The organism is Nonomuraea sp. KM90, from assembly GCF_052246675.1.
GTDB lineage: Bacteria > Actinomycetota > Actinomycetes > Streptosporangiales > Streptosporangiaceae > Nonomuraea.
The window spans coordinates 146,649-169,570 of the sequence record NZ_JBQQCB010000015.1; the positions used below are offsets into that span (position 1 = coordinate 146,649).

A 22,922-nucleotide genomic window follows, 5' to 3' on the forward strand; every position below is an offset into this window, starting at 1 on the left:
GAACCGCCGGACCGGGCGCCGGAGCTGTGCCAGGGTCGCCGGGGGGGAGCACAATGGCGCGATGGCGGCACGATACGAGGACACCGACGCGTTCCGGGGCGCGAACTTCACCGACGCCGACCTCTCCGGCGCGACGTTCCGCTCCTGCGACCTGCGCGGGATCAGGATCGTCGACTCCTGGCTCGTGGACGTCAACCTGTCCGGCGAGGTGCGGAACCTCATCGTCAACGACGTGGACGTCACCCCCTACGTCGAGGCCGAGCTCGACCGGCGGCACCCCGAGCGCGTGCGGCTGCGCGCGATGCGGACGGCCGACGACTTCCGCGCGATGTGGCGCACGATCGAACAACTCTGGTCGGAGACGATCGTCCGCGCCGAGAGGCTGCCGGAACCCGCCCGCCACGAACGGGTCGACGGCGAGTGGTCCCTCGCCGAGACGCTGCGCCACCTGGTCTTCGCCACCGACGCCTGGGCCGCCCGGACGATCCTCGACCGGCCGAGCCCCTTCCACCGCCTCGGCCTGACCCACACCAGCTACCCGCCCTCCGACGCGGCGGCCCTGGGCATGGACCTCGAGGCGCGCCCGTCGTACGCGGAGGTGCTGGAGGCGCGGGCCGGCCGGGTGGCGCTGGTGCGCGGGATCGTCGAGGACCTCACCGACGCCGAGCTCGAACGCCCCTGCACGCGCCCGCCCGCCCCCGGCTACCCCGAGGAGCCGCGCACCGTGGGCGCCTGCCTGCGGGTGGTCATGGGCGAGGAGTGCGAGCACCGCCGCTACGTGTTGCGCGACCTGGCGGTCCTGGAGTCCCGCTGAGCCGGGATTTTTTCGCATCGCCGTACGCTGCGCGTTCTCCGCCCGGCTGACGGCCCCGGCAAGAACAAGACTGTTTCTCTCGAAGTCCTCCCAGCATCCTGACGCGGCCGGATCGAACGACGGGAGAACCCTTCAGATGACGACCGCGCACAACCCCGGCCCGCCCCTCCACCTGGCGGGCAACAACGCACCGGTCACCGAGGAGGTGACGGTGGAGCCGTCCGAGGTGATCGGGTCCGTCCCCGAGGAACTGCACGGGACCTACCTCCGCAACGGTCCCAACCCGCGGACCGGCTGGTCGCCGCACTACTTCGCGGGCGACGGCATGGTCCACGCCGTGGTCCTGGACGGCGGGCGGGCCCGCTGGTACCGCAACCGGTACGTACGGACCCCGCTGTACGAGCACCCCGGCGAGTCCCGCCTGGCCCTGGCCTTCGACCCGGCCACCGGGCACGTGGACCACCGGGTCTCCACCGCCAACACCCACCTGGTTCACCACGCGGGCCGGCTGCTCGCCCTGGAGGAGGGAGGCTTCCCGTACGAGATCACCCCCGAGCTGGACACGGTGGGGCCGTTCACCTTCGGCGGGGCGCTGCGCACGCCCATGACCGCGCATCCCAAGATCTGCCCGGAGACCGGCGAGCTGGTGTTCTTCGGCTCCCGCCTGCGCCCGCCGTACCTGACCTACTACCGCGCCGCCCCGACCGGCGAGCTGCTCCAGGCGCAGGTGGTCGAGGTCCGGCGGGCGACGATGATGCACGACTTCGCCGTCACCCGCGACCACGCGATCTTCATGGACCTGCCCGTCGTCTTCGACCCGGCCATGGCCGCCGCCGGCGGGATGACGTGGCGGTGGGACGACGCGCACGGCGCCCGGTTCGGCGTGATGCGCCGCGACGGCGGGCCGGTGCGCTGGTTCGAGGTCGAGCCGTGCTACGTGTGGCACACCATGAACGCCTCAGAGGCGGACGGCGCGATCACGGTCACCGGCTGCCGGGTGCCGACGCTGTGGCGCGACGGCCCCCAGGACGTCGGCGGCGGCCTGCCGAACCTGCACGAATGGCGGCTGGACCTCGCCACCGGCACGGTCGCCGAGCGCCGGCTGGACGACGCGGCGATCGAGTATCCGCGGGTCGCCGACGCCGAGGTCGGGCGGCGCAACCGCTTCGGGTACGTCACCAGCTTCTCGCTGGAGGCCGAGCCGGAACGCTCCGAGATCCACAAGTACGACTTCGCCGCGGGCGCGGCCCGGCAGACGCACCGGCTGCCCGCCGGGCACACCTGCGGCGAGGCGGTCTTCGTCCCGCGGCGCGGGGCGTCGGGGGACGACGACGGGTACCTGATGACCTTCGCCCACGACCGCTCCCGTGGCACCGGCTACCTGGCGATCCTGGACGCGGCCGACCTGGCGGCCCGGCCGGTGGCGGAGATACGCCTGCCGGTCCGCGTCCCCACCGGCTTCCACGGCAACTGGCTCCCTGCTGGGGTCGACACGGCACAGACCTGAGCGCCGTGTCCCGCGCGGCGCGACTTCGCGCGCCGTGGCCCGCGCTCAGCGGCGTGGCGGCGACCATACCGTTCTCGGCTCGGCGTTCACGTGGTCAGCCGCCCGGCTCCTCGGCTCGTCTGACGCGTCGGTTCCGCCAGGCGGACGCGGCGACCGCAACGGCCGCGCAGAGCGCGGACACCGCCGCCGTCCAGGGTGGCGCGGCGAGCGGCACGGGCAGCACGTAGGTCGCCGCCGAGATGGCCAGCCAGCCCACCGCACCGCCGGCGGCCGCGAGGGCGGCGTGGCCCGCGACGGCCGGTCGGCCTGCGACGGGTCCCGGCGAGTACCGGTACGCGACGGTGGGCAGGCACAGGGCCAGCGCGGCCAGCGTCGCGATCAGCGGCGGCTGGATCGGCCCGGGCAACGGGAGCTTGTACGTCAGGGCCTGGATCGCCGCCAGCCCCATCACCAGCGCGCCGAGGAAGGAGGTCTGCAGGAGGGTCAGCCACTCGTGCCGCCGCCGGGCCTCCTCCTCGCGCTCCTGGAGCCGCTGCTGGATGAGGAGCCCGATGACGCGGCCGATCTCGGCGGCGCGTTCCGTGGTGGCCTGGAGGTAGTGGCGGTCGTCGTCGAGCTCGGCCCGGAACCAGTCGATCACCCGGCCGTCGTCGAACAGCACCCGGGGAGACCGGCCGTCCGGCGACAACCCGTCCAGCTCGGAGGCGAGCACCGCCGCCATGTTGGCCTCGGCGATCTCCACCGAACGGCTCATCTCGCCGATCGCGATCGCGGTGAGGTGCAGGCCCGACGAGTCCGCCTGCACCTGGGTCAGCTCCCGCCGGGCGGCGAGCAGCCGGTCGAGGGGAACCGGCTCGTCGGGTACGCCGAGCGCCGCCAGCCGCGCCGCGGCGCCGTCGACGCGGGCACCCAGGTCGCGGAACGACACTTCCGCGGCGTGCACGCGCAGCTGGTAACGCACCTTGGCCATGTGCATGAGGTAGCGGGGCAGCCAGGGGATCCCGGCGGGGTCACCCGACCACACCCAGCGGGCCAGCAGCGCCTGCCGATCGGCGGCGGCCGTGACGACCAGCCGCCTGAGCGCCCGGGCGTCGTCGCCGTCCGGCAGCTCCCAGGCGTCGACCCCGGTCAGCAGGCGCCGCCCGTCCGGTCCCACCGGGGCGCCGTCCTGGCGTACGGCGTCGCGCAGGGCCGCGGGCGGACGTCCCCGGCCACGGCCGGCGGTGTGGGTGGCGAGCAGCAGGCGTACCTCACCGAGCAGGGGCGCCGGGCCGCCCGAGACCTCCAACCAGGCGCGTTCCAGCGCGCTCCAGCCCATGGCCTCGTCGCGGGCGGGCGCCAGCATGACGCCCAGGCAGAGGACGTCGTGCTCGGACCGCAGCACCAGCTCCCACACCCCCTTCCCCGGGCGTTCCGCCGCGGCCAGCAACGGGGGAAGCGCGCCGGGCAGGTCGTCGGGAGCGCGGCCCGTCAGTCGTGGGGAAGGCGCAACGGTCAGGTCGTCGGGAGGTGCCGCGGGAACGCCCAGCCGTGGAACGGCACGGGTCATGCCGAACGTGTCCGCGCACCGCCGCCAGATGTCGAGAAGGCGCCGCCGGCCCGCGTCCGCCGCCGGCCCGGTCAGCGGGGAGAACAGGTAGAGGGCCAGCGCGTGATCCCGGAGCAGCGGTCGCCGCCTCACTCCTCCCCACCCTCCGGCGGACCGGACGGCGCAGGCTCGTCCCGCGAAAGGTACGGGGCCAGCGCGTGCACCAGCTTGTTGACCCGCAGGCGTACCCGCTTCGGCGCCTCGCCCTCGGCCCGTCCGTCACCCTCGCCGAGCTTCATCCACTCGCCCCGGGGTGTCAGCCAGTCGATCGCCGTGACGACCGCCAGGAGCGCCTGATCGTCGCCCAGCGCGACGGCCTGGTCGGCCTCGTCGAGCAGCCCGGCCAGCCGGTCCCATTCCGAGGCCGTACGGGGGACCGTGAGAAGCCCTTCCAGTACGTCGTGGGCCTCCCGGGCGGTGGCCGGCTCGATCATGCGCCCATCGTCCACAAAGGCTCCCAATTCCGCCGAAGGCCCCCGTCCTGCCCGCACCTTACGTTGTTCCGGCCCGGGTCGGCACGTCTTCCGGCGCCCGCTCAGGTCGACTGTTCGCCGGCCTGGCCACGGTCGATGAGGTCCAGCACCGCGTCCCGGAGCTCGCGGAAGACGGCGACGACCTCCTCGGCGGCCGCGGCGACGGCCGCCTCACCAGGAGGGACAGGCGGGTCGACCAGCAGGTTCACCGTGTCGGCGAGGAGCGCGTCCGGGTCGTCGACGCCGGGCGGGGCCGAGGCCGGGTCGGAGACGGCGGCGGAGAACCCGGTGAGCACGGCGTGCAGGGCGTAGGTCTGGCCGGCCAAGGGGCGGTCGTCGCGGACCAGGCCGTGGCGGCGCAGGATCGGCAGGACCGCGCCGGCCATGGCGGCGGGGTTGGTGCGGGCGTACAGCTCGCGGTCGCCGGCTTCCTGGGTGAGCAGCCGTACCAGCTCGGGGTCGCTCCTGTGCAGGATCCGCGCCAGCGGGAGCCGGTGCGCGGTGCGGACGATGAACGGGGCCAGGCGGCTGGGCCGGACGTTGGCGGGGTCGGCGGTGATGTGGCCGATGGCCGCTTCCAGGGCGGTCAGCTGGTCGCGGGCGAACAGGCCGCGGATGAGGTCTTCCTTGCTGGGCCAGTAGAGGTAGACGGTGCCCTTGCCGACCCCGGCCGCGCGGCTGATCTCCGACACGGTGACCTTGCCCGCGCCGTGGTCGAGCACCAGCTCGCGCGCGCTGTCCAGGATGCGGGCGGCCTTGCGCGAATGGAGTTCGACCAACTGGCTCACCGGTGTTGTCTCCTCTTTCCTCAGGCCGCGGCGACGTCGACGTTCCTGGCCTGCATGTCCTTGGCCATTATCTTGCCCATCGCCCTGCCGATGCCCGGGGCGCGCATCAGGCGCAACATCCCGGTACGCAGGATCTGCTCCTTGCGGTCGTCGGGGGTGAAGAGCCGGCGCATGGACAGGATGTTGTCCTGCTGGTACTGGATGAACGGCCGCATCCGCGCCTCCCAGGCCCGCAGCGCCCCGGGCAGATCGTGCCGCTGGAGCATGCTGCCCAGCAGCTCGCCGCCGGCGATGCCGCTGGAGGCGCCCATGCCGGAGTACAGGGTCAGGCACCAGGCGGCGTCCCCCATCAGCACGACCCGGCCGCGGTGCCAGCGCGGCATCTTGACCTGGTGCACGGAGTCGAACAGGAACTCCGGGGCCCGCTCGAAGCGGACCAGCAGGTCCTCCAGGAGCGGCCCGGCGGGCTCGGGCCCGAACGCGGCCCGGACGGACTCGATCGGCGGGCGGCTGAACTCGGCGTCGATGTCACCCGTGCGATAGGAGAACAGCAGCCCCGGGGCATGGTCGGAGAAGGGGAAGGTCCACACCGACCGGCCCGGCTCGGCCAGCACCAGCCCCTCGTTCTGGCGGAAGCCCTCGACCGGTCCGTCCAGAACGGTGGCGCCGATCATGTAGTCCAGCGGGTGCAGGTACTCCTCGGGGCCGAAGGCCAGCCGGCGCACCGTAGAGCGCATCCCGTCGGCCCCCACCACCAGGTCGAACCGCTCGGTGACGGTGGTGCCGGCCGCGGTGTCGTGCAGCGTCACCGCCACCCCGGAGTCGTCCTGGACGATGCGGGTGGGCACCGTGGAGTAGCGGATCTCCGCGTCGTCCGGCAGCGCCGAGAACAGCCCCTGCTCCACGTCCCCGCGCAGCACCTGGCGGGGCCCTCCGGGCAGGGCGGCCGGGCTCATCCCCGGACGACGGCGCCCGGCCCGATCGACCTCGTACATCGCGAGGTCCGCGGGCCCGCGGTTGCCGATCGCGTCCAGCACCCCCAGCCGCCCGGCGGAGACGACGCCGGTGCCGAACAGCATGATGAAGTACCCGTTCGAGCGGCGCCCGGCCGCCCGCTCCACCAGCACCGGCTCCCATCCGACCTGCCGCAGCCGCACCGCGGTGGCGATCCCCGCGATCCCCAGCCCCACCACCAGCGCCCGGCCACCCTTGCGCGTGCCTGCCATGACGGCTCCTTTCATCGGTTCGCCCCACCAGGCTACGAGACAAACTGACCAAATTGGTTCTGTGGGTCAATTCGTTGTAGGCGGAGCCGGAGATCGGCAACCTGGAGCACTTCCTGCCCGAGCTGTTCGAGGAACGGGCCGGCCACGAGCCGTGAGCCGAATCTCCCTCTGGCGCACGCGGTGCGGAGGAGGTTGATTCAATGTCATGGAAACGAGTCACCCTCATTCGACCCGTCGTACGTTCCTGACCGCATCGGCCGCCGGCGCCCTGGCCGTACCTCTCGTCGCGGAGCCCGCATCCGCCACCGGGCAGTCCACCACCGGCCAGTCCGCCACCGGCCAGGACGGCCCAGGCCGTCCGACCCGGCCCCAGCGCCCCGACCGGGAACTACGCGCCCTGTTACGCGAGGTCGACCCCGCCCGGATCAAGGCGGACGTGCTGAAGATGGTCGCCTTCGGCACCCGGCACACCCTGTCCACCCAGACCGACCCGGTCCGCGGCATCGGCGCCGCCGTGGAGTGGGTCCATGCCCGGTTCCAGGAGATCGCGGCCACCTCGGGCGGCCGGATGACCGTCGAGAGGCAGTCGTTCGTCCAGCCGGTCAGCCCGCGCATCCCCCAGCCGACGACCGTCACCAACGTCATCGGCACGCTGCGCGGTGACGCCTCGCCGGCGCGCCTGTACGTCGTCACCGGCCACCTCGACTCCCGCGTCACCGACGTCATGAACGCCACCGCCGACGCCCCCGGTGCCGACGACGACGCGTCCGGCGTGGCCGTGGTGCTCGAACTGGCCCGGCTCTTCGCCACCCGCCGTACCGAGGGCACGCTGGTGTTCGCCGCCGTCAGCGCCGAGGAGCAGGGCCTGTACGGCTCGGCGCACATGGCCGCGCGGCTGAAGGAGGCCGGCGCGGACGTGCAGGCGATGTTCAGCAACGACATCGTGGGCGCCAGCTCCGGCTGGGACGGCACCCGCCCCGAACCGCACACGGTACGCCTCTTCGTGGAGGGCGTGCCGACCACCGAGACCCCCGCCGAGGCGTCCACCCGGCAGTCCGTCGGCGGCGAGAACGACGGCCCGTCGCGGCAGCTCGGCCGCTTCGTCAAGGACGTGGCCGAGAACGACGAGACCGGCATGAAGATCCGGGTGATCTGGCGGCGCGACCGCTACCTGCGCGGCAGCGACCACATCTCCTTCATCCGGCAGGGCTACCCGGCCGCCCGCTTCACCGAGCCGCGCGAGAACTACGACCACGAGCACCAGGACGTACGGGTGGAGGACGGCGTCCAGTTCGGCGACCTGCCGGAGTTCGTCGACTACGCCTACACCGCCCGGGTCGCCAAGGTGAACGCCGCGACGCTGTGGTCCCTGGCCCAGGCCCCCGGCACGCCGAAGAACGTCCGGATCAACGCGACGAGCCTGACCAACGACACCACGCTCACCTGGGACCGCGGCACCGATCCCGACCTGGCCGGCTACGAGATCGTGTGGCGGGAGACCACCTCGCCGGAGTGGACCCACGCCATCGACGTCGGCGACGTCACCACGGCCACCGTCGACCTGGCCAAGGACAACGTGCAGTTCGGGCTGCGCGCCGTGGACCGCGACGGCCACCGCAGCCCGGTCGCCTTCCCCCGGGTCTAGGCCCGGCGGGGCCGGTAGGAGCAGCGCGCGCCGATGTGGACGGTGGCGCGCAACTCCTCGGCGATCACCGGGTCGGCGATGCGGGTGAGGGTGCGCTGGATGGCCTGGCCGACCGCGATCCCGACCCTGACCCCGACCGAACGGACGGTCGCCGAGTACGCCGTGCAAGGGCTGTCCAACCCCGAGATCGCCGCCCGCCTCTTCGTCAGCCGAGGCACCGTCAAGACGCACCTGGCGCACGTCTACGCCAAGCTCCACGTCGCCAACCGCACCGAACTCGCCGGCCAGGCCGCCGACCGGCTCGACACCCTGGAGCGGCGGGAGCTCCCCTGATCGACGGCTCCATTCCGGTGAGCCACCGCCTGGTCAGGACCTCAGTCCCAGCGCAGCCGGTGCTCCAGCAGCTCCTGCTGGGCCGGGTTGACGGTCAGCTCCAGGGCCCGCTCGTCGGCCCGCCGCGCCTCGTCGCGGCGGCCCAGGTCCCGCAGCAACTCGGCTCGGGTGGCATGGAACAGCGCGTAGCGCTCCAGCGCCGGGCCGAGCTCCGCCAGCTCGGCCAGCGCCGCCCGCGGCCCCTGGCCGTAGCGCACCGCGATCGCCCGGTGCAACCGGGTCACCGGCGAGGGCGCCAGGCACAGCAGCATGTCGTACAGCACCAGGATCTGTGCCCAGTCGGTGTCGGCGAAGGTCTCGGCCTCGGCGTGACAGGCCACGATCGCCGCCTGCAGCTGATACGGGCCCGGCCGGTGGTGGGCGCGGGCGGCCCGGATCAGCAGGGCGCTCGCCTCCTCGATCGCCTTCCGGTCCCACAGGCCGCGGTCCTGGTCGGCCAGCAGCACCAGGCGCCCCCCGGCGTCGAAGCGGGCCGCGCCGCGCGCCCGATGCAGCCGGATCAGCGCCAGCAGCCCGGCCACCTCGGGCTCCTTCGGCATCAGGTTGGCCAGCAGCCCGGCCAGCCATTCGGCCTCCTCGACCAGGTCGCGCGCCTGGGCCCGCTCGGCCGTGCTGGACAGGTAACCCTCGTTGAACAGCAGGTAGACGACCGCCAGCACCTCGCCCAGCCGCTCCGGCAGTTCCTCCTGCGACGGGACGCGGTACGGGATCCCGGCCTCGCCGATCTTCCGCTTCGCGCGGGTGATCCGCTGCGCCACCGTGGCCTCCGGCACGACGAACGCCGCGGCGATCTGTGCCGTGCTGAGCCCGCACACGACCCGCAGGGTGAGCGCGATCTGTGCCGGACGCGACAGCGCCGGGTGGCAGCAGGTGAACATCAGCCGCAGCCGGTCGTCGCGCGCGGCGGGCTCCGGCCAGGTGAGCTGAGCGAGCTTGGCACGGTAGTTCGACTCGCGCCGCAGCACGTCCAGGCCGCGCCGCCGGGCCACGGTGAACAACCAGGCGTCCGGCCGGTCCGGCACGCCTTCCTCGGGCCAGCGGCGCAGCGCGGTCTCGACGGCGTCCTGGACCAGGTCCTCGGCGGCGGAGAAGTCGCCCAGCAGCGACACCAGGGAGGCGGCCAGCCGGCCCGCGTGCTCGCGTACCGTGCCGGCCAGCACCTCCTCGTGCACCGGCTCCCTCATGTGACGGGGCGGATCTCCACGACCGGGCAGGCCGGCCACGAACGGGCCAGCCGCAGCGCCTCGTCCAGGTCGGCCACCTCGACCTCGGCGAATCCGCTGACCACCTCCTTGCCCTCCACGAACGGCCCGTCGGTGACCACCGGCTCCTGCGCATCCAGCCGCACCGTGGTCGCCGTGTGCACCGGCGCCAGGTGCACGTGATGGGTGATCTTGTCAGCGTGCTCGGCGAACCACCGGCCCACCGCCTCATAGGCGGCCTGCTGCTCCAGCTCGCCCATCGCCTCCAGCTGCTTGGCGAACTGCTCGGTCTCGACGAACATCAGCACGTACTTCATACCGGCCTCCTCGATCCTGCGGTGGTGTCAGCTTGCGGGGAGCGTGGCGTACAGATCCACGCCGTTGCCGTCCGGATCGGCCACGGTGGCGTACCGCATCCCCCAGAACGCGTCGAACGGCCCGGCGATCCCGCGGCAGCCCGCCTCGACGAGCTCGGCGTACTCGCCGTCCACCCCGGCCGGGTTGTCGAACTCGAAGCACAGCAGGCCGGACGGCAGGTCGCAGCCGGCGTGCTCGGGCGAGTGCTCATCGATCTCGAACTCCAGGCCCAGCCCGGGCGTAGAAGGCGATCGAGGCGTCTATGTCGGACACCACGATGTCGATGATGTTCAGCGTCGGTTTCATGTCCGTCTCCACGGTGCGATCGGCCGGTGCTCTGCTACCCGGCCTTTGACTGGAAGACGATCGGCGAAGCCCCCGGCACGACATGGGCGCGGAGAATCTCGGACGCGTCCACGGTAAATCTCGGACGCGTCCACGGTTCACGAGCGTCGGGCGGGCAGCACGTGGGTGCGGTGGTCTGCCGCCCGGCACGCCGGACGCGGGCGCCCCTCCTCGGGACGCCCGCGCCACACGCCTCACAGCGTCAGAAGTCGTCGGCGGTGCGGATCCGGTCACGGACCCAGACACCGGCCTCCTTGAGGTTGCCCGTCCCGGCGAACGGGCCGTTCGGGCAGGTTCCGGTGGTGAAGACGGCGCCCGTACGGAAGTCGTCGGAGAAGTTCCAGTTCACCCAGCTGATCTTCTTCTGGGCCAGCAGGTCGAGGTACTGCTGCGACCTGGCGAAGTTGTTGGCTCCGTCGCCGGACGCGGTCTGGGTGCCGAACTCGGTCACGAAGATCGGCAGCTGGTCGGCGGCCCGGGACAGCGTGTTCAGGTATTCGGTGCCGTGGGAGGCCGCGTAGAAGTGGAACGTGTACATGATGTTGGCCGCGTTGACCGGGTTGTTGACGATCTCGGTCTCGTTGCCGCCGCCGGAGACGCCGAGCGACGACCACGCGCGGGTGCCGACCAGCACCGGGGCGTCGGGGTCGTACTGCCGGATCACCGGGATGAGCTGGTGCGCGTAGTCGCGGATGACGGACCAGGTGACGGCGTCGCCGTTCGGCTCGTTGGCGATCTCGTACAGGACGTTCTTCTTGCCGTTGTGCCGCTGGGCGATCTCGGTGAAGAACGTCCTGGCCCGGCTGAGGTTGTACATCGGGTCACCGGGGGTGAGCATGTGCCAGTCCACGATCGCGTACATCCCGCGGGCGGTGGCCATCTCGATCAGGGAGTGCACGCGGTCGGTGAACAGCCGGGGGTTGGTCTCGTAGCCGCCCTCCTGGATGTACATCGAGATGCGCAGGACGTCGGCCTTCCAGTCGTTCGCCAGCGCGTCGAGCGAGGCGTCGTTGAGGCACTGGTTGTACCACTGGATGCCGTGGCTGCTCATGCCGCGCAACTGGATCTGCTTGCCGTTCTCGTTGCAGAGCTTGATCCCGCAGACCCGCAGCTGCCCGTTGGCCTGAACCGGAGTGCCGCCCCCGCCGCCCGTGGGAGCGCCGTAGACCTCCATCTCCCACAGGGAGTAGCCGTAGGGGGTGCCGCGTTGCGTGCCGTAGACCCGCACGTACCGGCCGCTGCCGCTGATCGTCAGGTCGTCGGTCGCTCCGTCGCCGGCGGTGGTGGAGTAGACGTCGCTCCAGGTGGACCCGTCGGGCGAGGTCTGCACCCGGTACGCCCTGGCGTAGGCGACCTCCCAGGTCAACCGCACCCGGGAGACGGTGTGCGTGGAGCCGAGGTCCACCCGGATCCACTGCGGGTCCACCCCCTCGGCGCTGGCCCACCGCGTGGTCGCGCTGCCGTCCACCGCCTTGCCCGGCTCCAGGCCGGCGGCCTCGACCGAGGAGGCCGTCGCGCTCTTGCCCTGTGACACCAGTGGGTCGGCCGCCGCCGCCCGCGCTCCGGCCGCGCTCGCGCCGGACGGCACTACCAGCGGCACCACCAGCGCGGCCACGACCGCGAAGATCCTCGCACCTGCACTTCGCCTCACGAACGGCTCCGATCTTTCGGGGGTCGCTCAACACCGGGCACGCCGTCTCCGGCGACCCGGTTAGGAAAGTTTCTTAACTTGCGGCGCAGCTTAAATTGACACCGGGCCTTACACAAGGCCCAAAATTCCAGGAAGGTTCGTCGATTTCGATGAGTTCGCGGCCGCCCACGGGTCCAAGTTCGTACCGGCGAACGAGCCGGGACACGAAGGAGAAGGACACCATGGGCACGATCCACATCGACCTGTTCGCGACGCTCGACCTGGTCGGCCAGGCGCCGGGCGATCCCGAGGAGGACCCCGACGGCTTCCCGTTCGGGGGATGGCAGGCTCCCCTGTTCGACGAGACGGTCGGCCGGCACGTCGGTGCCGGGATGGCGGGCATGGACGCCCTGCTGCTGGGCCGCAGGACGTACGACATCTTCGCCGCGTACTGGCCGGACCAGGCCGACGGCGTCGACGGCGGGATCGCCACGCTGTTCAACAGCATCCCGAAGTACGTCGCCTCGCGGGGCAACCCCGACCTGAGCTGGGCAGGCTCGACGCAGCTGGGGCCCGACCTGGTGGGCGCCGTGCGCGAGCTACGTGACAGGCACGAGCACGTCCACGTGATCGGAAGCCTGAACCTGGTGCAGACCCTCCTGCACGAGCGCCTCTTCGACCGGCTCAACCTGTGGATCTTCCCTGTCGTGCTGGGCGTCGGCAAGAAGGTGTTCGACGGCGGTGAGGTGCCGGCCAACCTGGTGCTCCTCGAACCGCCCGTCACCTCGTCCACGGGCGCCGTGCTCCTGCGTTACGGCCAGGGAGCGGGGACCCCCGGGAGCGGGGACATGCGACGCGAAGACCGCGGCGTCGCCTCGGGCTGACGCCTGCACCGTCTGCGGCACGTACCGACTCGCTGAGATCGGCTGGAGGCATGGGGCCAGTCCGCACCTGCCGGTGGAGAGGAGGCTCACGTGTTGTTCGCCCGCCTCCGCGCGGGGGTGGTGGCCGGCATGGTGCGGGCAACGAAGGAGTCGAGCCATGGTCGACGATCGCCCATTCGGTGTGGCTCGTCGGTTTCGTGCTGCTGGCCATCGCCTGCGTCGAACTGTTCCGCCGGGTACGCAGCCGCGGTGCCGGGCAGATCCTCGCCAGGGTGAGTCTGGCAGTGGCGCTGATCAGCCTCACCGCCTCGATCGCCGAGATGCTCGTCGACCTGTACGTCCTGTTCGCCACCGACGATCACGCGCAGTTGAAGGCCCTTGACCAGCAGATCCGAAGCATCCCGGCCGCCGACCCGATCACGCCGTAGGGTCCGCGCCCCGCCCCTCCTCCCCCGCCGGACAAGAAGGTTAGATTTTCTTGAGAGCAGGTGTCGATCCGGGTGGAGCCCGTTCGTAGTCAGGTGACCGGGCGGACGGATCCGCCCCTGGGAGAGGAACACCGCCATGCCGCACTACATGTTGTCCGTGCACAGCGTCGAGGGCCAGGTTCGCGAGCCGATGTCCGAGGAGGAGATGCGGCGCTCCCACGAGCGGCTCGGCAGCATCGAGCAGGAGATGAAGTCGTCCGGGACGTGGGTCTTCTCCGGTCGCCTGCACGACGCCGACACCGCCACCGTCGTACGCGCCGCCGGCGGGCAGATCGTGACCACAGACGGCCCCTTCGCCGAGTCCAAGGAGCGCCTCGGCGGCTTCTACCTCATCCAGGCCGCTGACCTCGACGCCGCGTTGGCCCTGGCCGCGAAGGTCACCGCGGCCATCGACACGCCGATAGAGGTACGCCCGTTCGCCGCCGCGTCCGAAGAATGACCGGTGCAGGCCAGGACCTGATCGGCCGGGTCTTCCGCGAGGAGTACGGCCGGTCGCTGGCCATGCTGATCGGCCTGCTCGGCGACATCGACGTGGCCGAGGACGCGCTCCAGGAGGCGTACACGCTGGCGCTGGACAGGTGGCCGGCCGACGGGCTGCCGCCCAACCCCGGCGGCTGGATCACCACCACCGCCCGCAACCGCGCGATCGACCGCCTGCGCCGCCGGACGCGCGAACGACGTCTCCTGGGCGAGGCGGCGCTGCTGATCCCCGACGGCGCACCGCCCCCGGAAGGAGGGGCCGTGCCCGACGACCGGCTCAGACTGATCTTCACCTGCTGCCATCCAGCCCTGGCGGCCGAGACGCAGGTCGCGCTCACCCTGCGGCTGCTCGGCGGCCTGTCCACCATCGAGGTGGCCCGCTCCTTCCTGGTGACCGAACCGGCCATGGCACAACGCCTGGTCCGGGCCAAACGCAAGATCAGGGCCGCCCGCATCCCGTACCGGATCCCCGCCGACCACGAGCTGCCCGACCGGCTGCCCCCGGTGCTGGCCGTGATCTACCTCATCTACACCACCGGCCAGCCCGACCCGGGCGAGCGGGGCCTGTGCGGTGAGGCGATCCGGCTGGCCCGCCTGCTGGCCGCGCTGATGCCCGACGAGCCTGAGGTCGCCGGCCTGCTGGCCCTGCTCCTGCTCATCGAGTCCCGCCGAGCCGCGCGCACCCGGCCGGACGGCAGCCTCGTCCTGCTCGGCGAGCAGGACCGTGGCCGGTGGGACCGCGGCCTGATCGAGGAGGGACACGCGATCGTCCGCCGCTGCCTGGCCCGCGACCGTCCCGGCCCGTACCAGCTCCAGGCCGCCGTCAACGCGGTCCACGCCGACGCCCCGACCGCCGCCGACACCGACTGGCCACAGATCATCGCCCTCTACGACCACCTGTACGCCCTCACCCCCACCCCCGTCGTCGCGCTCAACCGCGCCATCGCCGTCGGCGAGACCCACGGCCCCGCCACCGCCCTGGCCCTGATCGACCGGCTCGACCTGGACCAGTACTACCCCTTCCACGCCACCCGAGCCGACCTGCTGCGGCGCCTGAACCGCCACGGCGAGGCAGCCGCCGCCTACCAGCGCGCCGCCGCCCTGGCACCTCCCGGCGCCGAGCGGGACTTCCTCCACCACGGCGGCCGCACACCGCCACCATGAACCGCCGTCACCCCATGTGACCTGGGTCGGGACCGGTGCCGGGCGCGCTGCCGGGGTTCCGGTCCAGGTCGCGGAAGAAGCGCTCCGCGGACGCGTCCTGCGGATAGGTCAGCTCGATGCGCAGCTCGTCCAGGGTGACCTCGGCGGGCGCGTCGAAGCGGGCGACCATCCCGATCGTACGCACCACCTGCCCGCCCGCCCGGAACCACGGGCACACCACCAGCTCGGAGGGCGGCGCCGCCGGGCGGGCGAGACCGCAGACCGCCGATTGGGCGAGGTCGACGAGTTCGCGCAGTTCCTCGTCGAAGGGCGCCTGGGCGAGCTGGTGACGCAGCCGGGCCAGCTCCGGCCGTCGAGGGCGCCCCGGTCGCGGGCCGGGTCTGCACCACCGGCGTACGGCTGGTACCCCGGGTTACCGAGCTGATCGTCGCCTACGACGACGGCGCCCGCACCTTGACCTATGAGGCGACAGGGGCACCGGCGTTCGTCACCCTCGCCCGCAACCGCTGGCACATCACGCCGATCGACGCCGACAGTGCGCGCGCCACCTACGAAGGGCGGTTCGAGACCCGCGGTGCGCTCGGCGGGCTGGCCCGCTGGTGGATCCTCGCCCAGGTCAACCGCACCGGCCGCCACCTGCTCGACGACCTCAAGCACTACGTCGAGCGCGGCACGCCGTCGCCGCGTAAACCGCGTCAACTGGGCAGGCGGACGACCGTCTGAACACGTGGCAGCACCCCTGTCCGGCTGCGTGTCGTGTTCGCAGGGCACCTGGCCCTGGCGCCACCGTCATCGGGATCCACCGCCGCAGCCGGGCAGGCCGGCACCGCGTGATCGTCCGGACACTCCAGACTCCGAGCAGAGCCCACAGCGCGGAACTCGCGTTCAGCAGCCGCCCGTCGAGATCCCAGTGGTCGCGATGGGCCGGGTCCAGGCCCAGCGTCCGCCCACCGCCCACGAGGACCAGAGCAGGCCCAGCCCGGCGGCCACGGCCATCCCGGCGAAACCGATGGTGAGGAAGACCGTCTCCCCTTGCGAGGCGGAGCCGTCGCCGCCATCACCACGGAGACCGCGTTCAGCAGCACCCAGTCGGCGGTGCCGTACCCGTCCAGGCCATGCCGAGCAACCCCGCGCCGACCCAGAAGACCTTGACCGCCACGTACAGCGAGATGCTGAGCGCCGCGCCACAACCCGCGAACCTAAGCACCGCGCTCCATCGCGCGCTCACCCCCACTTCGGCGGCAAATCCACCAGTACCTTGCGTCATTTGACCCCCGAATCCCCAAGCGTGCTGATCTAGACGCGCCCTGAGTGTCGCGGGGTGTCGATCGGACGGGATCCCTCGAGGTGTGAAAAGCGCAGACGCTTCTCCCCTGTCCGGGGAAAGGGCCGTGATGCGTGCCGAAGGGCACCTCTGCCGGCCGCAGGAGGTGCCGAACGGCATCTGGTCCACCGGCCGGCCCGGCCGGAAGGCTTGACGCATGAAATCCTTCACTTCCGGCCGGTACGGCTACGCGGCCGCGCTCTGGGCGCTGCTCTACGGTGCGCTCGGCGCCGGATGGGCGCTGGGGATGCCGGGCTTCCCCTGGGGCGCCGAGGACCCCGACCCCGACGGGCAACTGTCGATCCTGGCCTGGACGACCCCGGGCTTCGGCTGGTGGATCGTCGCCTTCTCGGTGATCACCGCGGTGACGGCGCTGGCGCTGAACCGCAGGAGCGCCAACCGGGCGCCGTTGTTCCTGGCCTGGCCGATCGCCGCGCTCCTGATCCTGGTGATTCCCGACTTCCGGGTGATGATGGGTGTCGCCTACACGCCGCTGCTGCTGGTCGCCCCCGCCTTCGGCTGGGACCTGGGCGGCGCCACGCTGGCCGGCGCCTGGACCTGGCCGGTGCTCAACCAGCTCGTGTGCGCGCTCGGCGGTCTGCTGCTGGCCGCCGCGGCCCTGGCCGCCACCCGCGACCGGGAGCGCGAGAGCTGGTTCACCCCGGAGCGCGGGCGCATCGCGGTGTACGTGGCGGTCGCGGTGCCGTTGTTCTACTGCGCCACCCGGTGGGCGTGGGTGCTGGGCATCCCCCTCGGCGTCAGCGAGGGTTTCCTGGCCGACGCCCCGCAGGGCATGTGGCTGGCGGGCGCCTACCTGGCCACCTTCGGCGCGTGCGGCGGCGTGCTCACCCTGGGGCTGACCCAGGGGTGGGGAGTGATCTTCCCGCGCTGGATGATCGGAGTGCGCGGCAGGCGAGTGCCGCCGCTGCTGGCGGTCATCCCCGCCGGGTTCGTCTCGATCATCGTCACCGTGGCGGGGATCACCTACATCAGGTCGATGATCGCCGGCCGGTTCTCCTGGGCTGAGTGGGGAGCCTGGCTGCCGGAGTGCTTCTGGCCGATCTGGGGCGCCGCCCTGGCCATCGCCACCGTCTGCTACCACCGGCGCCGGAAGTCGGACCCGCGGCAGGCGGGGGCCGCCCGCGCGGTCCTGGCCGGAGATGGCGCCGGACGCTGAACCGCACGCTCCCGCACGCTCCCGCACCGCGGTACGGGAGCTGTGGCCCGCGGTCAGGGCTCGGCGCGGCCGGTCGCCCATGCCCAGGCCGCGATGGCGACGCGGTTCCTGGTGCCGGTCTTGCGCTGGACGGCCGCGACGTGGTTCTTCACCGTGCCTGGGGAGAGGAAGAGTTCCGCGGCGATCTCGGCGTTGGTCCTGCCGTGCGCGAGCAGCGCCACGACCTCGTCCTCCCGTTCGGTGAGGACGACGTTCGGCGTACGGTGCGGCAGGTCGTCGTGGCGGCGCAGCAGCCGGACGGTGAGCTGCGGGCTGATCAGCATGTCGCCGTTCATGGCGGCCCTGATGGCCTCGATGAGCAGGGTGGGGCCGGAACGTTTCAGGATGAACCCGGCGGCGCCGTGCCGCAGTGCCGCGTGGACGTACTCGTCCAGACCGAACGTCGTGACGATCACCACATGGATGTCGGTGCCGGCGAGGGCGCGGGCCACCTCGATGCCGTCGGCCCCGGGCATCCGGATGTCGGCGAGCACGACGTCAGGTTCGATCGCCTTGGCGGTATCGATCGCGGTGCGGCCGTCGGCGGCCTCGGCCACGACGGTCATGTCCGGCTGGGCGTCGAGAATCATGCGGAAGGCGCTTCGGATGCCTTCCTGGTCGTCGGCGATGAGGATGCGGGTGGACACTCCGGCGATTGTGCCAGCAGCAGATACACGGTCAGCGACCACCCATCGCCTACCGCCCTCGTGACCAGTTCGCCGCCCTGCGCGCGGACAAGCTCGGTCAGACCGGGCAGGCCGGACCCGCCACGCCGGCCGCTCCGCGCTCGAGTCACGCCGTCGTTGGTCATCGTGATCTCCAGGCGGCCGGGTCCGGCGCTGACGCCCAGGTCGACGCGGCCGGCCTGGGGAGCGTGCCGCCGGACGTTGGTGAGGCCTTCGACCACGACCCGGTAGGCCAGGGCGGCCGTCTCCGGCGGGATAGCCACCTGCCGGTCCAGCCGCGGGTCCATGGACAGGTGGACCGGAGCGGGGCCGGCGGCGGAGAACCGTTCAGCCGCCTCACGGATGCCACCGAGGCCACCGGTGGAGGTGAGGGGCCGGTCGTGGTGGAGCATGTCCAGGGTACGGTCCAGCATCGACATGGCGCGCTGCCCCGCCACCTCGACGCGTTCGAGCGCCTGCCGCGGATCCCCCGCGACCCTGCCCGCCTGGGCGTGCGCCACCATTTCGCTGATGTCGTGAGCAACGAAGTCGTGCAGGTCCCTGGCGAGCTGGAGTCGCAACGCGGTGCGCGTGTCGGCCACGGCGCGGACCTGCCGTACATCGAGAAAGCGCAGGTAACCCCCCACCGCGACGGCAACGACCGCACCCGCCCCCCAGAACGCGCACACGCCCAGCCCTTCCAGCGGTGAGACCGGCGTGAAGAAGCGCAGCAACCAGGTGGCCGCGGCCACGCCCGCCGCGGGCACGGCCAGCGCCGCCCGCCGAGCCGGCGCGTACCGGGTGATCAGGCCGGCCAGCGTCAGGAGCGCCAGGCTCTCGATCATGCCCAGCGCGGCGGCACCCGGCTCGGGCCGCACGGCGCCGATGACATGAGCCAGCGTGACGGCCAGCGAGCCGACCGCGCCCACGCACGTCAGCGCGGGCAAATGCGACGTCAGCGCGGGCAAACGCGACCGCAGCGCCGAGCGCGACAACCCCGCCACCGCCACCGTCACGCACACCAGCAGCGACAACGACACGGCGATCCACATCAAGCCCACCGGATCGACGATACGTGCCCCTCCCAACTCGGCCACAGGTGAACGTCACGGAGGCCGTTTGTCCGGAAACGTGCGCCTTTCGGGCGCCCTGCCGACCAGGTGCGACACCGCCCAGAAACCTCCGTCCGCCAGAAACGCTGCGGCACAGCGCGCTCCCACGCCCGGCGGCGGCCCGGGCCCGGGCCCGGGCAGCAGTACCCCGGGCGGCGACACGCGTGGGCACGCCGGGGAAGCGAGGTCCGCTAATCACGACATAGCATGATCTAATGGACATTTCGCGGCTTCCCGCAGACGCACGGCAGCGGCGCAGTTCCGAGATGCGCGCGTTCCTCCGGTCGCGGCGAGCCCGGGTGACGCCCGCCGACGTGGGCATGCCGGCAGGCGAGGGCCGCCGTACGCCCGGGCTGCGGCGGGAGGAGGTGGCGGTGCTCGCCGGCCTGGGAGTGTCCTGGTACACCTGGCTCGAGCAGGGACGCGACATCAACGTCTCCGCCGACGTCCTGGACGCGATCGCCAGGGTGCTGCGCCTGGAGCCCGCCGAGCGCGAGCACCTGTACCTCCTCGCCGGCCTCAACCCGCCGCAGGCGGCGCCGTCCGAAGGCCGGGTCCCCGATGCCGTGCGGCGGCTGCTGGAGGGCTGGCTGCCGCGGCCCGCGTACGTCATCGACCGGCACTGGAACGTCCTCGCCGCCAACCGCGCGGCGGAGATCGTGTTCCAGTGCAACGAGTACGACCGCAACTGCCTGGTCAGCTTCTTCACCAACGCCCGCTACCGCGCGGCGGTCGTGGACTGGCACGACGCGGCGCGAGCGATGATCGGCCTGTTCCGGGCGGACGCCGCCCGTTACCCGGACGATCCCGAGTTCGGCCGCCTGGCCGCCGACATGTGCGCCGCGAGCTCCGCCTTCGCCGAGATCTGGGCGGAACTCCCCGTGGGCGGCCCCACCCACGGCACCAAGGCCCTGGAGATTCCCGGCCTCGGAACGCTGACCTTCGAGGCCACCACCCTGCCGCTGCTGGAACTGCCCGGCCACCGCCTGTCGCTGCACACCCCCGCACCCGGCACGGGAACGGAGGCCCTGCTGCGGCGCTTGGTGGTGGTGTCAGACCCAGGTTCAGCCAACACTGCCGCGTAGGCGCGCACCGTTCGACGATTGTCGGCATGAAGCGATTCACGAACAGAACAGTTCTGATCACCGGCGGCACCAGCGGCATCGGCTTCGCGACCGCGCGCCGGCTCCTCGACGAGGGCGCGTACGTCGTCATCACCGGCCGCGACCAGGCCCGCCTCGACACCGCGGCAGAACGCCTGGGCTCGCAGGGCACCGAGGGCACCGAGGGCTCCGAGGGCTCCGAGGGCTCCCAGCGGGTCCTGCCCGTCCACGCGGACGTCAGCGTTGACGCCGACCTCGATCTCCTCGTGCGACGCATCGAGACCTGGCGCGGCACCCTCGACGCGGTCTTCGCCAATGCCGGAATCGCGGACTTCAGACCGGAGTTCACCCCGAAAGACTTCGACCACACCGTCGGGATCAACTTCAAGGGCGTGTTCTTCACGATCCAGAAGGCGCTGCCGCTGATGGGAGAAGGCGGCGCCGTCGTCATCAACGCCTCCTGGACCCTGCACCGCGGCCTCCCGGTGGCCTCGATCTACGCCGCGAGCAAGGCGGCCGTGCACAATCTCGCCCGCACCCTCGGCACCGACCTCGCGCCGCGTGGCATCCGCGTCAACTCCGTCAGCCCCGGCTACATCGAGACCGAAATGTACCGGTCCGCCATCGACCCCGACGCGGAGTCCCGCATCACGGCGGAGGTTCCGCTCGGCTCGCTCGGCCACCCGGACGATGTCGCCGCCGCCGTCGCCTTCCTGGCCTCGGACGACGCGTCGTACATCACCGGTCAGGACCTCGTCATCGACGGCGGCCTCGTCGGAGCGGCCCCCCTCGGGCTGCGCCTGTGACAGCCGTGGGAGCCGGGTACGGTGCCGGCCGTAGGCAGGAGCCGGACACAACACAAACCGACCTGGCAGCGTCTCCTCTGATCAGGAGGCGTTTCCCTGCTGATGGGAGGTGATGGGTTGGACCCGTCGCAGGCTGAGCCCACGGATTTACAGGGCCAACGGACCCGGATCAGCTCCAGGGCCAGTCGTGTGTTCTGAAGGCTGAGCACCGCCTACGGCTGCCTGACCCCGAGACGCAGCAGAGGCCCGATAGGGCCTCTGAGCTGCGCAGACTGTGTGCGGCAGGCACAAGCTTCGAACTTGCGTAGGCAGAGCCGACGGTTCTACAGGGCGTGGGCCCGTTGATGGCTGCACAAGGCATCTGACCTGCGATGTCGCACTCACAGTCACCCTTGCAGGCTCGTCCCTAGCTTCGTCGCCGGTGAGAGCTGCTACATGATCGACTGACTTGGCGGCGGGAAGGCGGAGGCGGCGTTCCTGCGGCTACTTGAGTCCGGCTGGTTCCGGCTCGTCGATCTCAAGGAGTCCGACCTTTCGAGAATCGCGGTCCTCGTCGAGCGGTACCACGACCTTCCCTTGAGTGCCGCCGATGCCTCAGTCGTAGCCGTTGCGGGGCGGTTGCGGGGCGGTTGCGGGTCACCGAAGTGATGCCGATCGACGTCCGCGACTTCTCTGTGCTCCGTCCGGCCCATGCCCTCGCCCTCACCCTGCCCCCCCAGGTAGACCGTTCGACCCCGGGGTCCTGATCAGCCAGCAGCACCCCAGCAGTAGAGCAGTTGATCGCTCTCCTTGGCCCGTCGTGCCAGCGCGACGAACTCTTTGACCAGTTCGAGTGTGTGATGATCGTCGTCGAAGCTCGTGGGGTCTTCATTCATCCATCGCCGGGCGACTTCAGGCAGGCGAGCGTCATCGATTTCAGCGAGTGCGTCGCGGACGCTCACTGAAAGTTCCTCTATCTGTGGTCCCACCAGGTAAGGAGAGTCGTCTGGCAAGGCCGTCCATTCGTCTTCGGTCTTGGGCGCTCCTTCGGGCGGGGGATACAAGGTGACGGTCTCGACCAGGTCGTAGGAGTAGGGAACGCCCATGATGATGGCTACGAGTTCACCGAGGGACACGTTGGGATCGATCCACTTGGTCTCCACGACGTCGAACACTGGAGCGCCGGGGAGAGGTTTGGCGGGTGCCCGTAACTGGCTCGGCCTCCAGGTTGCGGTGGTGCGATCGGGCGCGCGGTAATAGTCGTTCGTAGCGCTCATACGGGCGTTCCCGTAGTCGAAGGCATGATCGTGGCTCGGGCCGGTGACAGGCTACAGAGGCAGGGACGCACGTGGAAGTGCAGTCAGGCACCCCCACATCCGGTGAGCCGGTGCTGAGGAACGAAGCACCGGATCGTCGATCGCCCCCGGCCAACGACGGAGGCCGGCCCACACCTGGCAATCGTAGAGCTGCATCCGTGCGGCGGCGTGGCGCTGAGGTCGGCGCATTCGCTCCGGTCGGCGGGGGCGGCGGTCGGCGTGGCGGCCCGGGATGCTGCCGCTTGACCATGCTCCCGCCTACTGTGGCGCCCTGCACTCACAGATAGTCCCGCCAGAACGGGACCGTGGCGTGCGGCTGCCATTCCCCGTCACGTTCGGGGCGCGGCTCCTGGAACTCCTGGGTGATGTAGTCGGCCAAGTCGGTGCCGTAGTAGATGATGTCCCAGCCCCGCATGG

At 71.5% G+C, this 22,922-nt stretch carries 27 protein-coding genes; 12 read left to right on the top strand and 15 right to left on the bottom strand.

The window, feature by feature from the left end; translation table 11 throughout:
• Nucleotides 1-61: 61 nt before the first annotated feature.
• Together ACTWPW_RS19060 and ACTWPW_RS19065 are read left to right on the top strand one after the other, a co-directional pair.
• Nucleotides 62-814: a DinB family protein gene (locus ACTWPW_RS19060; RefSeq protein ID WP_443169448.1), complete on the top strand. Its 753-nt coding sequence runs from the start codon at nucleotides 62-64 to the stop codon at nucleotides 812-814.
• Nucleotides 815-950: 136 nt separating this feature from the next.
• Nucleotides 951-2,321 (top strand): carotenoid oxygenase family protein, encoded by a 1,371-nt coding sequence (locus tag ACTWPW_RS19065; RefSeq protein ID WP_443169449.1) that lies wholly within the window; start codon nucleotides 951-953, stop codon nucleotides 2,319-2,321.
• Between the two features lie 94 nt (nucleotides 2,322-2,415).
• Here ACTWPW_RS19065 and ACTWPW_RS19070 read toward each other — a convergent pair whose 3' ends face one another.
• The 4 genes from ACTWPW_RS19070 to ACTWPW_RS19085 all read right to left on the bottom strand — a co-directional run bounded on the left by ACTWPW_RS19070 (nucleotide 2,416) and on the right by ACTWPW_RS19085 (nucleotide 6,396).
• Complete coding sequence (locus tag ACTWPW_RS19070) at nucleotides 2,416-4,002, bottom strand: CATRA conflict system CASPASE/TPR repeat-associated protein (protein ID WP_443169450.1); 1,587 nt, start codon at nucleotides 4,000-4,002, stop codon at nucleotides 2,416-2,418.
• Nucleotides 3,999-4,343, bottom strand: coding sequence for a CATRA system-associated protein (locus ACTWPW_RS19075; RefSeq protein WP_375114668.1), 345 nt, complete (start codon nucleotides 4,341-4,343; stop codon nucleotides 3,999-4,001). Before ACTWPW_RS19075 ends, ACTWPW_RS19070 begins: the two co-directional genes overlap by 4 nt.
• A gap of 101 nt (nucleotides 4,344-4,444) precedes the next feature.
• Nucleotides 4,445-5,170 carry a TetR/AcrR family transcriptional regulator gene (locus ACTWPW_RS19080; protein WP_443169451.1) on the bottom strand — a complete coding sequence of 242 codons (726 nt, stop codon included), beginning with the start codon at nucleotides 5,168-5,170 and terminating at the stop codon, nucleotides 4,445-4,447.
• A 20-nt stretch (nucleotides 5,171-5,190) separates the two neighbouring features.
• Nucleotides 5,191-6,396: an FAD-dependent monooxygenase gene (locus ACTWPW_RS19085; protein ID WP_443169452.1), complete on the bottom strand. Its 1,206-nt coding sequence runs from the start codon at nucleotides 6,394-6,396 to the stop codon at nucleotides 5,191-5,193.
• Between the two features lie 205 nt (nucleotides 6,397-6,601).
• Here ACTWPW_RS19085 and ACTWPW_RS19090 point away from each other — a divergent pair, with 205 nt between their 5' ends.
• Together ACTWPW_RS19090 and ACTWPW_RS19095 are read left to right on the top strand one after the other, a co-directional pair.
• On the top strand, nucleotides 6,602-8,041 hold the full coding sequence (locus ACTWPW_RS19090) for a M20/M25/M40 family metallo-hydrolase (protein WP_443169453.1): 1,440 nt from the start codon (nucleotides 6,602-6,604) through the stop codon (nucleotides 8,039-8,041).
• A gap of 33 nt (nucleotides 8,042-8,074) precedes the next feature.
• The gene (locus tag ACTWPW_RS19095; RefSeq protein ID WP_375114664.1) at nucleotides 8,075-8,374 is read left to right on the top strand and encodes a response regulator transcription factor; all 300 of its coding nucleotides are present in this window, start codon (nucleotides 8,075-8,077) and stop codon (nucleotides 8,372-8,374) included.
• A gap of 41 nt (nucleotides 8,375-8,415) precedes the next feature.
• Here the strand turns inward: ACTWPW_RS19095 and ACTWPW_RS19100 are convergent, their stop codons facing one another.
• The 5 genes from ACTWPW_RS19100 to ACTWPW_RS19120 form a co-directional block, all read right to left on the bottom strand.
• Nucleotides 8,416-9,618 carry an RNA polymerase sigma factor gene (locus ACTWPW_RS19100; RefSeq protein ID WP_443169454.1) on the bottom strand — a complete coding sequence of 401 codons (1,203 nt, stop codon included), beginning with the start codon at nucleotides 9,616-9,618 and terminating at the stop codon, nucleotides 8,416-8,418.
• The gene (locus tag ACTWPW_RS19105) at nucleotides 9,615-9,953 is read right to left on the bottom strand and encodes a YciI family protein (RefSeq protein WP_375114662.1); all 339 of its coding nucleotides are present in this window, start codon (nucleotides 9,951-9,953) and stop codon (nucleotides 9,615-9,617) included. Before ACTWPW_RS19105 ends, ACTWPW_RS19100 begins: the two co-directional genes overlap by 4 nt.
• A 27-nt stretch (nucleotides 9,954-9,980) precedes the next feature.
• Nucleotides 9,981-10,127, bottom strand: a complete 147-nt coding sequence (locus tag ACTWPW_RS19110) for a VOC family protein (RefSeq protein ID WP_375114661.1) — start codon at nucleotides 10,125-10,127, stop codon at nucleotides 9,981-9,983.
• A 73-nt stretch (nucleotides 10,128-10,200) separates the two neighbouring features.
• Nucleotides 10,201-10,299: a VOC family protein gene (locus ACTWPW_RS19115; RefSeq protein WP_443169455.1), complete on the bottom strand. Its 99-nt coding sequence runs from the start codon at nucleotides 10,297-10,299 to the stop codon at nucleotides 10,201-10,203.
• Between the two features lie 241 nt (nucleotides 10,300-10,540).
• Nucleotides 10,541-11,989, bottom strand: a complete 1,449-nt coding sequence (locus tag ACTWPW_RS19120) for a cellulase family glycosylhydrolase (protein ID WP_443169456.1) — start codon at nucleotides 11,987-11,989, stop codon at nucleotides 10,541-10,543.
• A 221-nt stretch (nucleotides 11,990-12,210) separates the two neighbouring features.
• On the opposite strand from ACTWPW_RS19120, the gene ACTWPW_RS19125 reads away from it, so the two are divergent.
• The 4 genes from ACTWPW_RS19125 to ACTWPW_RS19140 all read left to right on the top strand — a co-directional run bounded on the left by ACTWPW_RS19125 (nucleotide 12,211) and on the right by ACTWPW_RS19140 (nucleotide 14,984).
• Nucleotides 12,211-12,852: a dihydrofolate reductase family protein gene (locus ACTWPW_RS19125; protein ID WP_443169457.1), complete on the top strand. Its 642-nt coding sequence runs from the start codon at nucleotides 12,211-12,213 to the stop codon at nucleotides 12,850-12,852.
• Between the two features lie 197 nt (nucleotides 12,853-13,049).
• On the top strand, nucleotides 13,050-13,280 hold the full coding sequence (locus ACTWPW_RS19130; RefSeq protein ID WP_375114658.1) for a hypothetical protein: 231 nt from the start codon (nucleotides 13,050-13,052) through the stop codon (nucleotides 13,278-13,280).
• Between the two features lie 136 nt (nucleotides 13,281-13,416).
• On the top strand, nucleotides 13,417-13,779 hold the full coding sequence (locus tag ACTWPW_RS19135) for a YciI family protein (RefSeq protein WP_375114657.1): 363 nt from the start codon (nucleotides 13,417-13,419) through the stop codon (nucleotides 13,777-13,779).
• Nucleotides 13,776-14,984 (top strand): RNA polymerase sigma factor, encoded by a 1,209-nt coding sequence (locus ACTWPW_RS19140; protein WP_443169458.1) that lies wholly within the window; start codon nucleotides 13,776-13,778, stop codon nucleotides 14,982-14,984. Before ACTWPW_RS19135 ends, ACTWPW_RS19140 begins: the two co-directional genes overlap by 4 nt.
• Before the next feature lie 7 nt (nucleotides 14,985-14,991).
• Here the strand turns inward: ACTWPW_RS19140 and ACTWPW_RS19145 are convergent, their stop codons facing one another.
• On the bottom strand, nucleotides 14,992-15,168 hold the full coding sequence (locus tag ACTWPW_RS19145; RefSeq protein ID WP_443169459.1) for a hypothetical protein: 177 nt from the start codon (nucleotides 15,166-15,168) through the stop codon (nucleotides 14,992-14,994).
• A gap of 269 nt (nucleotides 15,169-15,437) precedes the next feature.
• On the opposite strand from ACTWPW_RS19145, the gene ACTWPW_RS19150 reads away from it, so the two are divergent.
• Complete coding sequence (locus ACTWPW_RS19150) at nucleotides 15,438-15,707, top strand: hypothetical protein (protein WP_443169460.1); 270 nt, start codon at nucleotides 15,438-15,440, stop codon at nucleotides 15,705-15,707.
• A gap of 352 nt (nucleotides 15,708-16,059) precedes the next feature.
• On the opposite strand, the gene ACTWPW_RS19155 is transcribed toward ACTWPW_RS19150, so the two are convergent.
• The gene (locus tag ACTWPW_RS19155) at nucleotides 16,060-16,191 is read right to left on the bottom strand and encodes a hypothetical protein (RefSeq protein ID WP_443169461.1); all 132 of its coding nucleotides are present in this window, start codon (nucleotides 16,189-16,191) and stop codon (nucleotides 16,060-16,062) included.
• 274 nt (nucleotides 16,192-16,465) lie between these two features.
• On the opposite strand from ACTWPW_RS19155, the gene ACTWPW_RS19160 reads away from it, so the two are divergent.
• Nucleotides 16,466-17,485 (top strand): hypothetical protein, encoded by a 1,020-nt coding sequence (locus ACTWPW_RS19160; protein WP_443169462.1) that lies wholly within the window; start codon nucleotides 16,466-16,468, stop codon nucleotides 17,483-17,485.
• A 53-nt stretch (nucleotides 17,486-17,538) separates the two neighbouring features.
• On the opposite strand, the gene ACTWPW_RS19165 is transcribed toward ACTWPW_RS19160, so the two are convergent.
• The gene (locus ACTWPW_RS19165; RefSeq protein WP_375114652.1) at nucleotides 17,539-18,171 is read right to left on the bottom strand and encodes a response regulator; all 633 of its coding nucleotides are present in this window, start codon (nucleotides 18,169-18,171) and stop codon (nucleotides 17,539-17,541) included.
• Complete coding sequence (locus ACTWPW_RS19170; RefSeq protein ID WP_443169474.1) at nucleotides 18,111-19,241, bottom strand: sensor histidine kinase; 1,131 nt, start codon at nucleotides 19,239-19,241, stop codon at nucleotides 18,111-18,113. The genes ACTWPW_RS19165 and ACTWPW_RS19170 overlap by 61 nt, the downstream gene beginning before the upstream one ends.
• A 326-nt stretch (nucleotides 19,242-19,567) precedes the next feature.
• On the opposite strand from ACTWPW_RS19170, the gene ACTWPW_RS19175 reads away from it, so the two are divergent.
• Nucleotides 19,568-20,386 (top strand): helix-turn-helix transcriptional regulator, encoded by an 819-nt coding sequence (locus ACTWPW_RS19175; protein ID WP_443169463.1) that lies wholly within the window; start codon nucleotides 19,568-19,570, stop codon nucleotides 20,384-20,386.
• Nucleotides 20,387-20,412: 26 nt separating this feature from the next.
• A complete protein-coding gene (locus ACTWPW_RS19180; RefSeq protein ID WP_443169464.1) occupies nucleotides 20,413-21,210 on the top strand; it encodes an SDR family NAD(P)-dependent oxidoreductase in 798 nt (265 codons plus the stop codon).
• 746 nt (nucleotides 21,211-21,956) lie between these two features.
• On the opposite strand, the gene ACTWPW_RS19185 is transcribed toward ACTWPW_RS19180, so the two are convergent.
• Nucleotides 21,957-22,466 carry a hypothetical protein gene (locus tag ACTWPW_RS19185; RefSeq protein WP_443169465.1) on the bottom strand — a complete coding sequence of 170 codons (510 nt, stop codon included), beginning with the start codon at nucleotides 22,464-22,466 and terminating at the stop codon, nucleotides 21,957-21,959.
• 316 nt (nucleotides 22,467-22,782) lie between these two features.
• The gene (locus ACTWPW_RS19190; RefSeq protein ID WP_443169466.1) at nucleotides 22,783-22,920 is read right to left on the bottom strand and encodes a hypothetical protein; all 138 of its coding nucleotides are present in this window, start codon (nucleotides 22,918-22,920) and stop codon (nucleotides 22,783-22,785) included.
• Nucleotides 22,921-22,922: the final 2 nt, after the last annotated feature.

Excerpts from the sequence above, each read along its gene's own strand:
- ACTWPW_RS19065 (WP_443169449.1), top strand. The coding sequence starts at position 951 with ATGACGACCGCGCACAACCCCGGCCCGCCCCTCCACCTGGCGGGCAAC.
- ACTWPW_RS19135 (WP_375114657.1), top strand. The coding sequence starts at position 13,417 with ATGCCGCACTACATGTTGTCCGTGCACAGCGTCGAGGGCCAGGTTCGC.
- ACTWPW_RS19175 (WP_443169463.1), top strand. The coding sequence starts at position 19,568 with ATGCGCGCGTTCCTCCGGTCGCGGCGAGCCCGGGTGACGCCCGCCGAC.
- ACTWPW_RS19140 (WP_443169458.1), top strand. The coding sequence starts at position 13,776 with ATGACCGGTGCAGGCCAGGACCTGATCGGCCGGGTCTTCCGCGAGGAG.
- ACTWPW_RS19180 (WP_443169464.1), top strand. The coding sequence starts at position 20,413 with ATGAAGCGATTCACGAACAGAACAGTTCTGATCACCGGCGGCACCAGC.
- ACTWPW_RS19190 (WP_443169466.1), bottom strand. The coding sequence starts at position 22,920 with ATGCGGGGCTGGGACATCATCTACTACGGCACCGACTTGGCCGACTAC.
- ACTWPW_RS19185 (WP_443169465.1), bottom strand. The coding sequence starts at position 22,466 with ATGAGCGCTACGAACGACTATTACCGCGCGCCCGATCGCACCACCGCA.
- ACTWPW_RS19095 (WP_375114664.1), top strand. The coding sequence starts at position 8,075 with ATGTGGACGGTGGCGCGCAACTCCTCGGCGATCACCGGGTCGGCGATG.
- ACTWPW_RS19100 (WP_443169454.1), bottom strand. The coding sequence starts at position 9,618 with ATGAGGGAGCCGGTGCACGAGGAGGTGCTGGCCGGCACGGTACGCGAG.
- ACTWPW_RS19115 (WP_443169455.1), bottom strand. The coding sequence starts at position 10,299 with ATGAAACCGACGCTGAACATCATCGACATCGTGGTGTCCGACATAGAC.
- ACTWPW_RS19105 (WP_375114662.1), bottom strand. The coding sequence starts at position 9,953 with ATGAAGTACGTGCTGATGTTCGTCGAGACCGAGCAGTTCGCCAAGCAG.
- ACTWPW_RS19060 (WP_443169448.1), top strand. The coding sequence starts at position 62 with ATGGCGGCACGATACGAGGACACCGACGCGTTCCGGGGCGCGAACTTC.
- ACTWPW_RS19090 (WP_443169453.1), top strand. The coding sequence starts at position 6,602 with ATGGAAACGAGTCACCCTCATTCGACCCGTCGTACGTTCCTGACCGCA.
- ACTWPW_RS19075 (WP_375114668.1), bottom strand. The coding sequence starts at position 4,343 with ATGATCGAGCCGGCCACCGCCCGGGAGGCCCACGACGTACTGGAAGGG.
- ACTWPW_RS19125 (WP_443169457.1), top strand. The coding sequence starts at position 12,211 with ATGGGCACGATCCACATCGACCTGTTCGCGACGCTCGACCTGGTCGGC.
- ACTWPW_RS19160 (WP_443169462.1), top strand. The coding sequence starts at position 16,466 with ATGAAATCCTTCACTTCCGGCCGGTACGGCTACGCGGCCGCGCTCTGG.
- ACTWPW_RS19085 (WP_443169452.1), bottom strand. The coding sequence starts at position 6,396 with ATGGCAGGCACGCGCAAGGGTGGCCGGGCGCTGGTGGTGGGGCTGGGG.
- ACTWPW_RS19170 (WP_443169474.1), bottom strand. The coding sequence starts at position 19,241 with ATGTGGATCGCCGTGTCGTTGTCGCTGCTGGTGTGCGTGACGGTGGCG.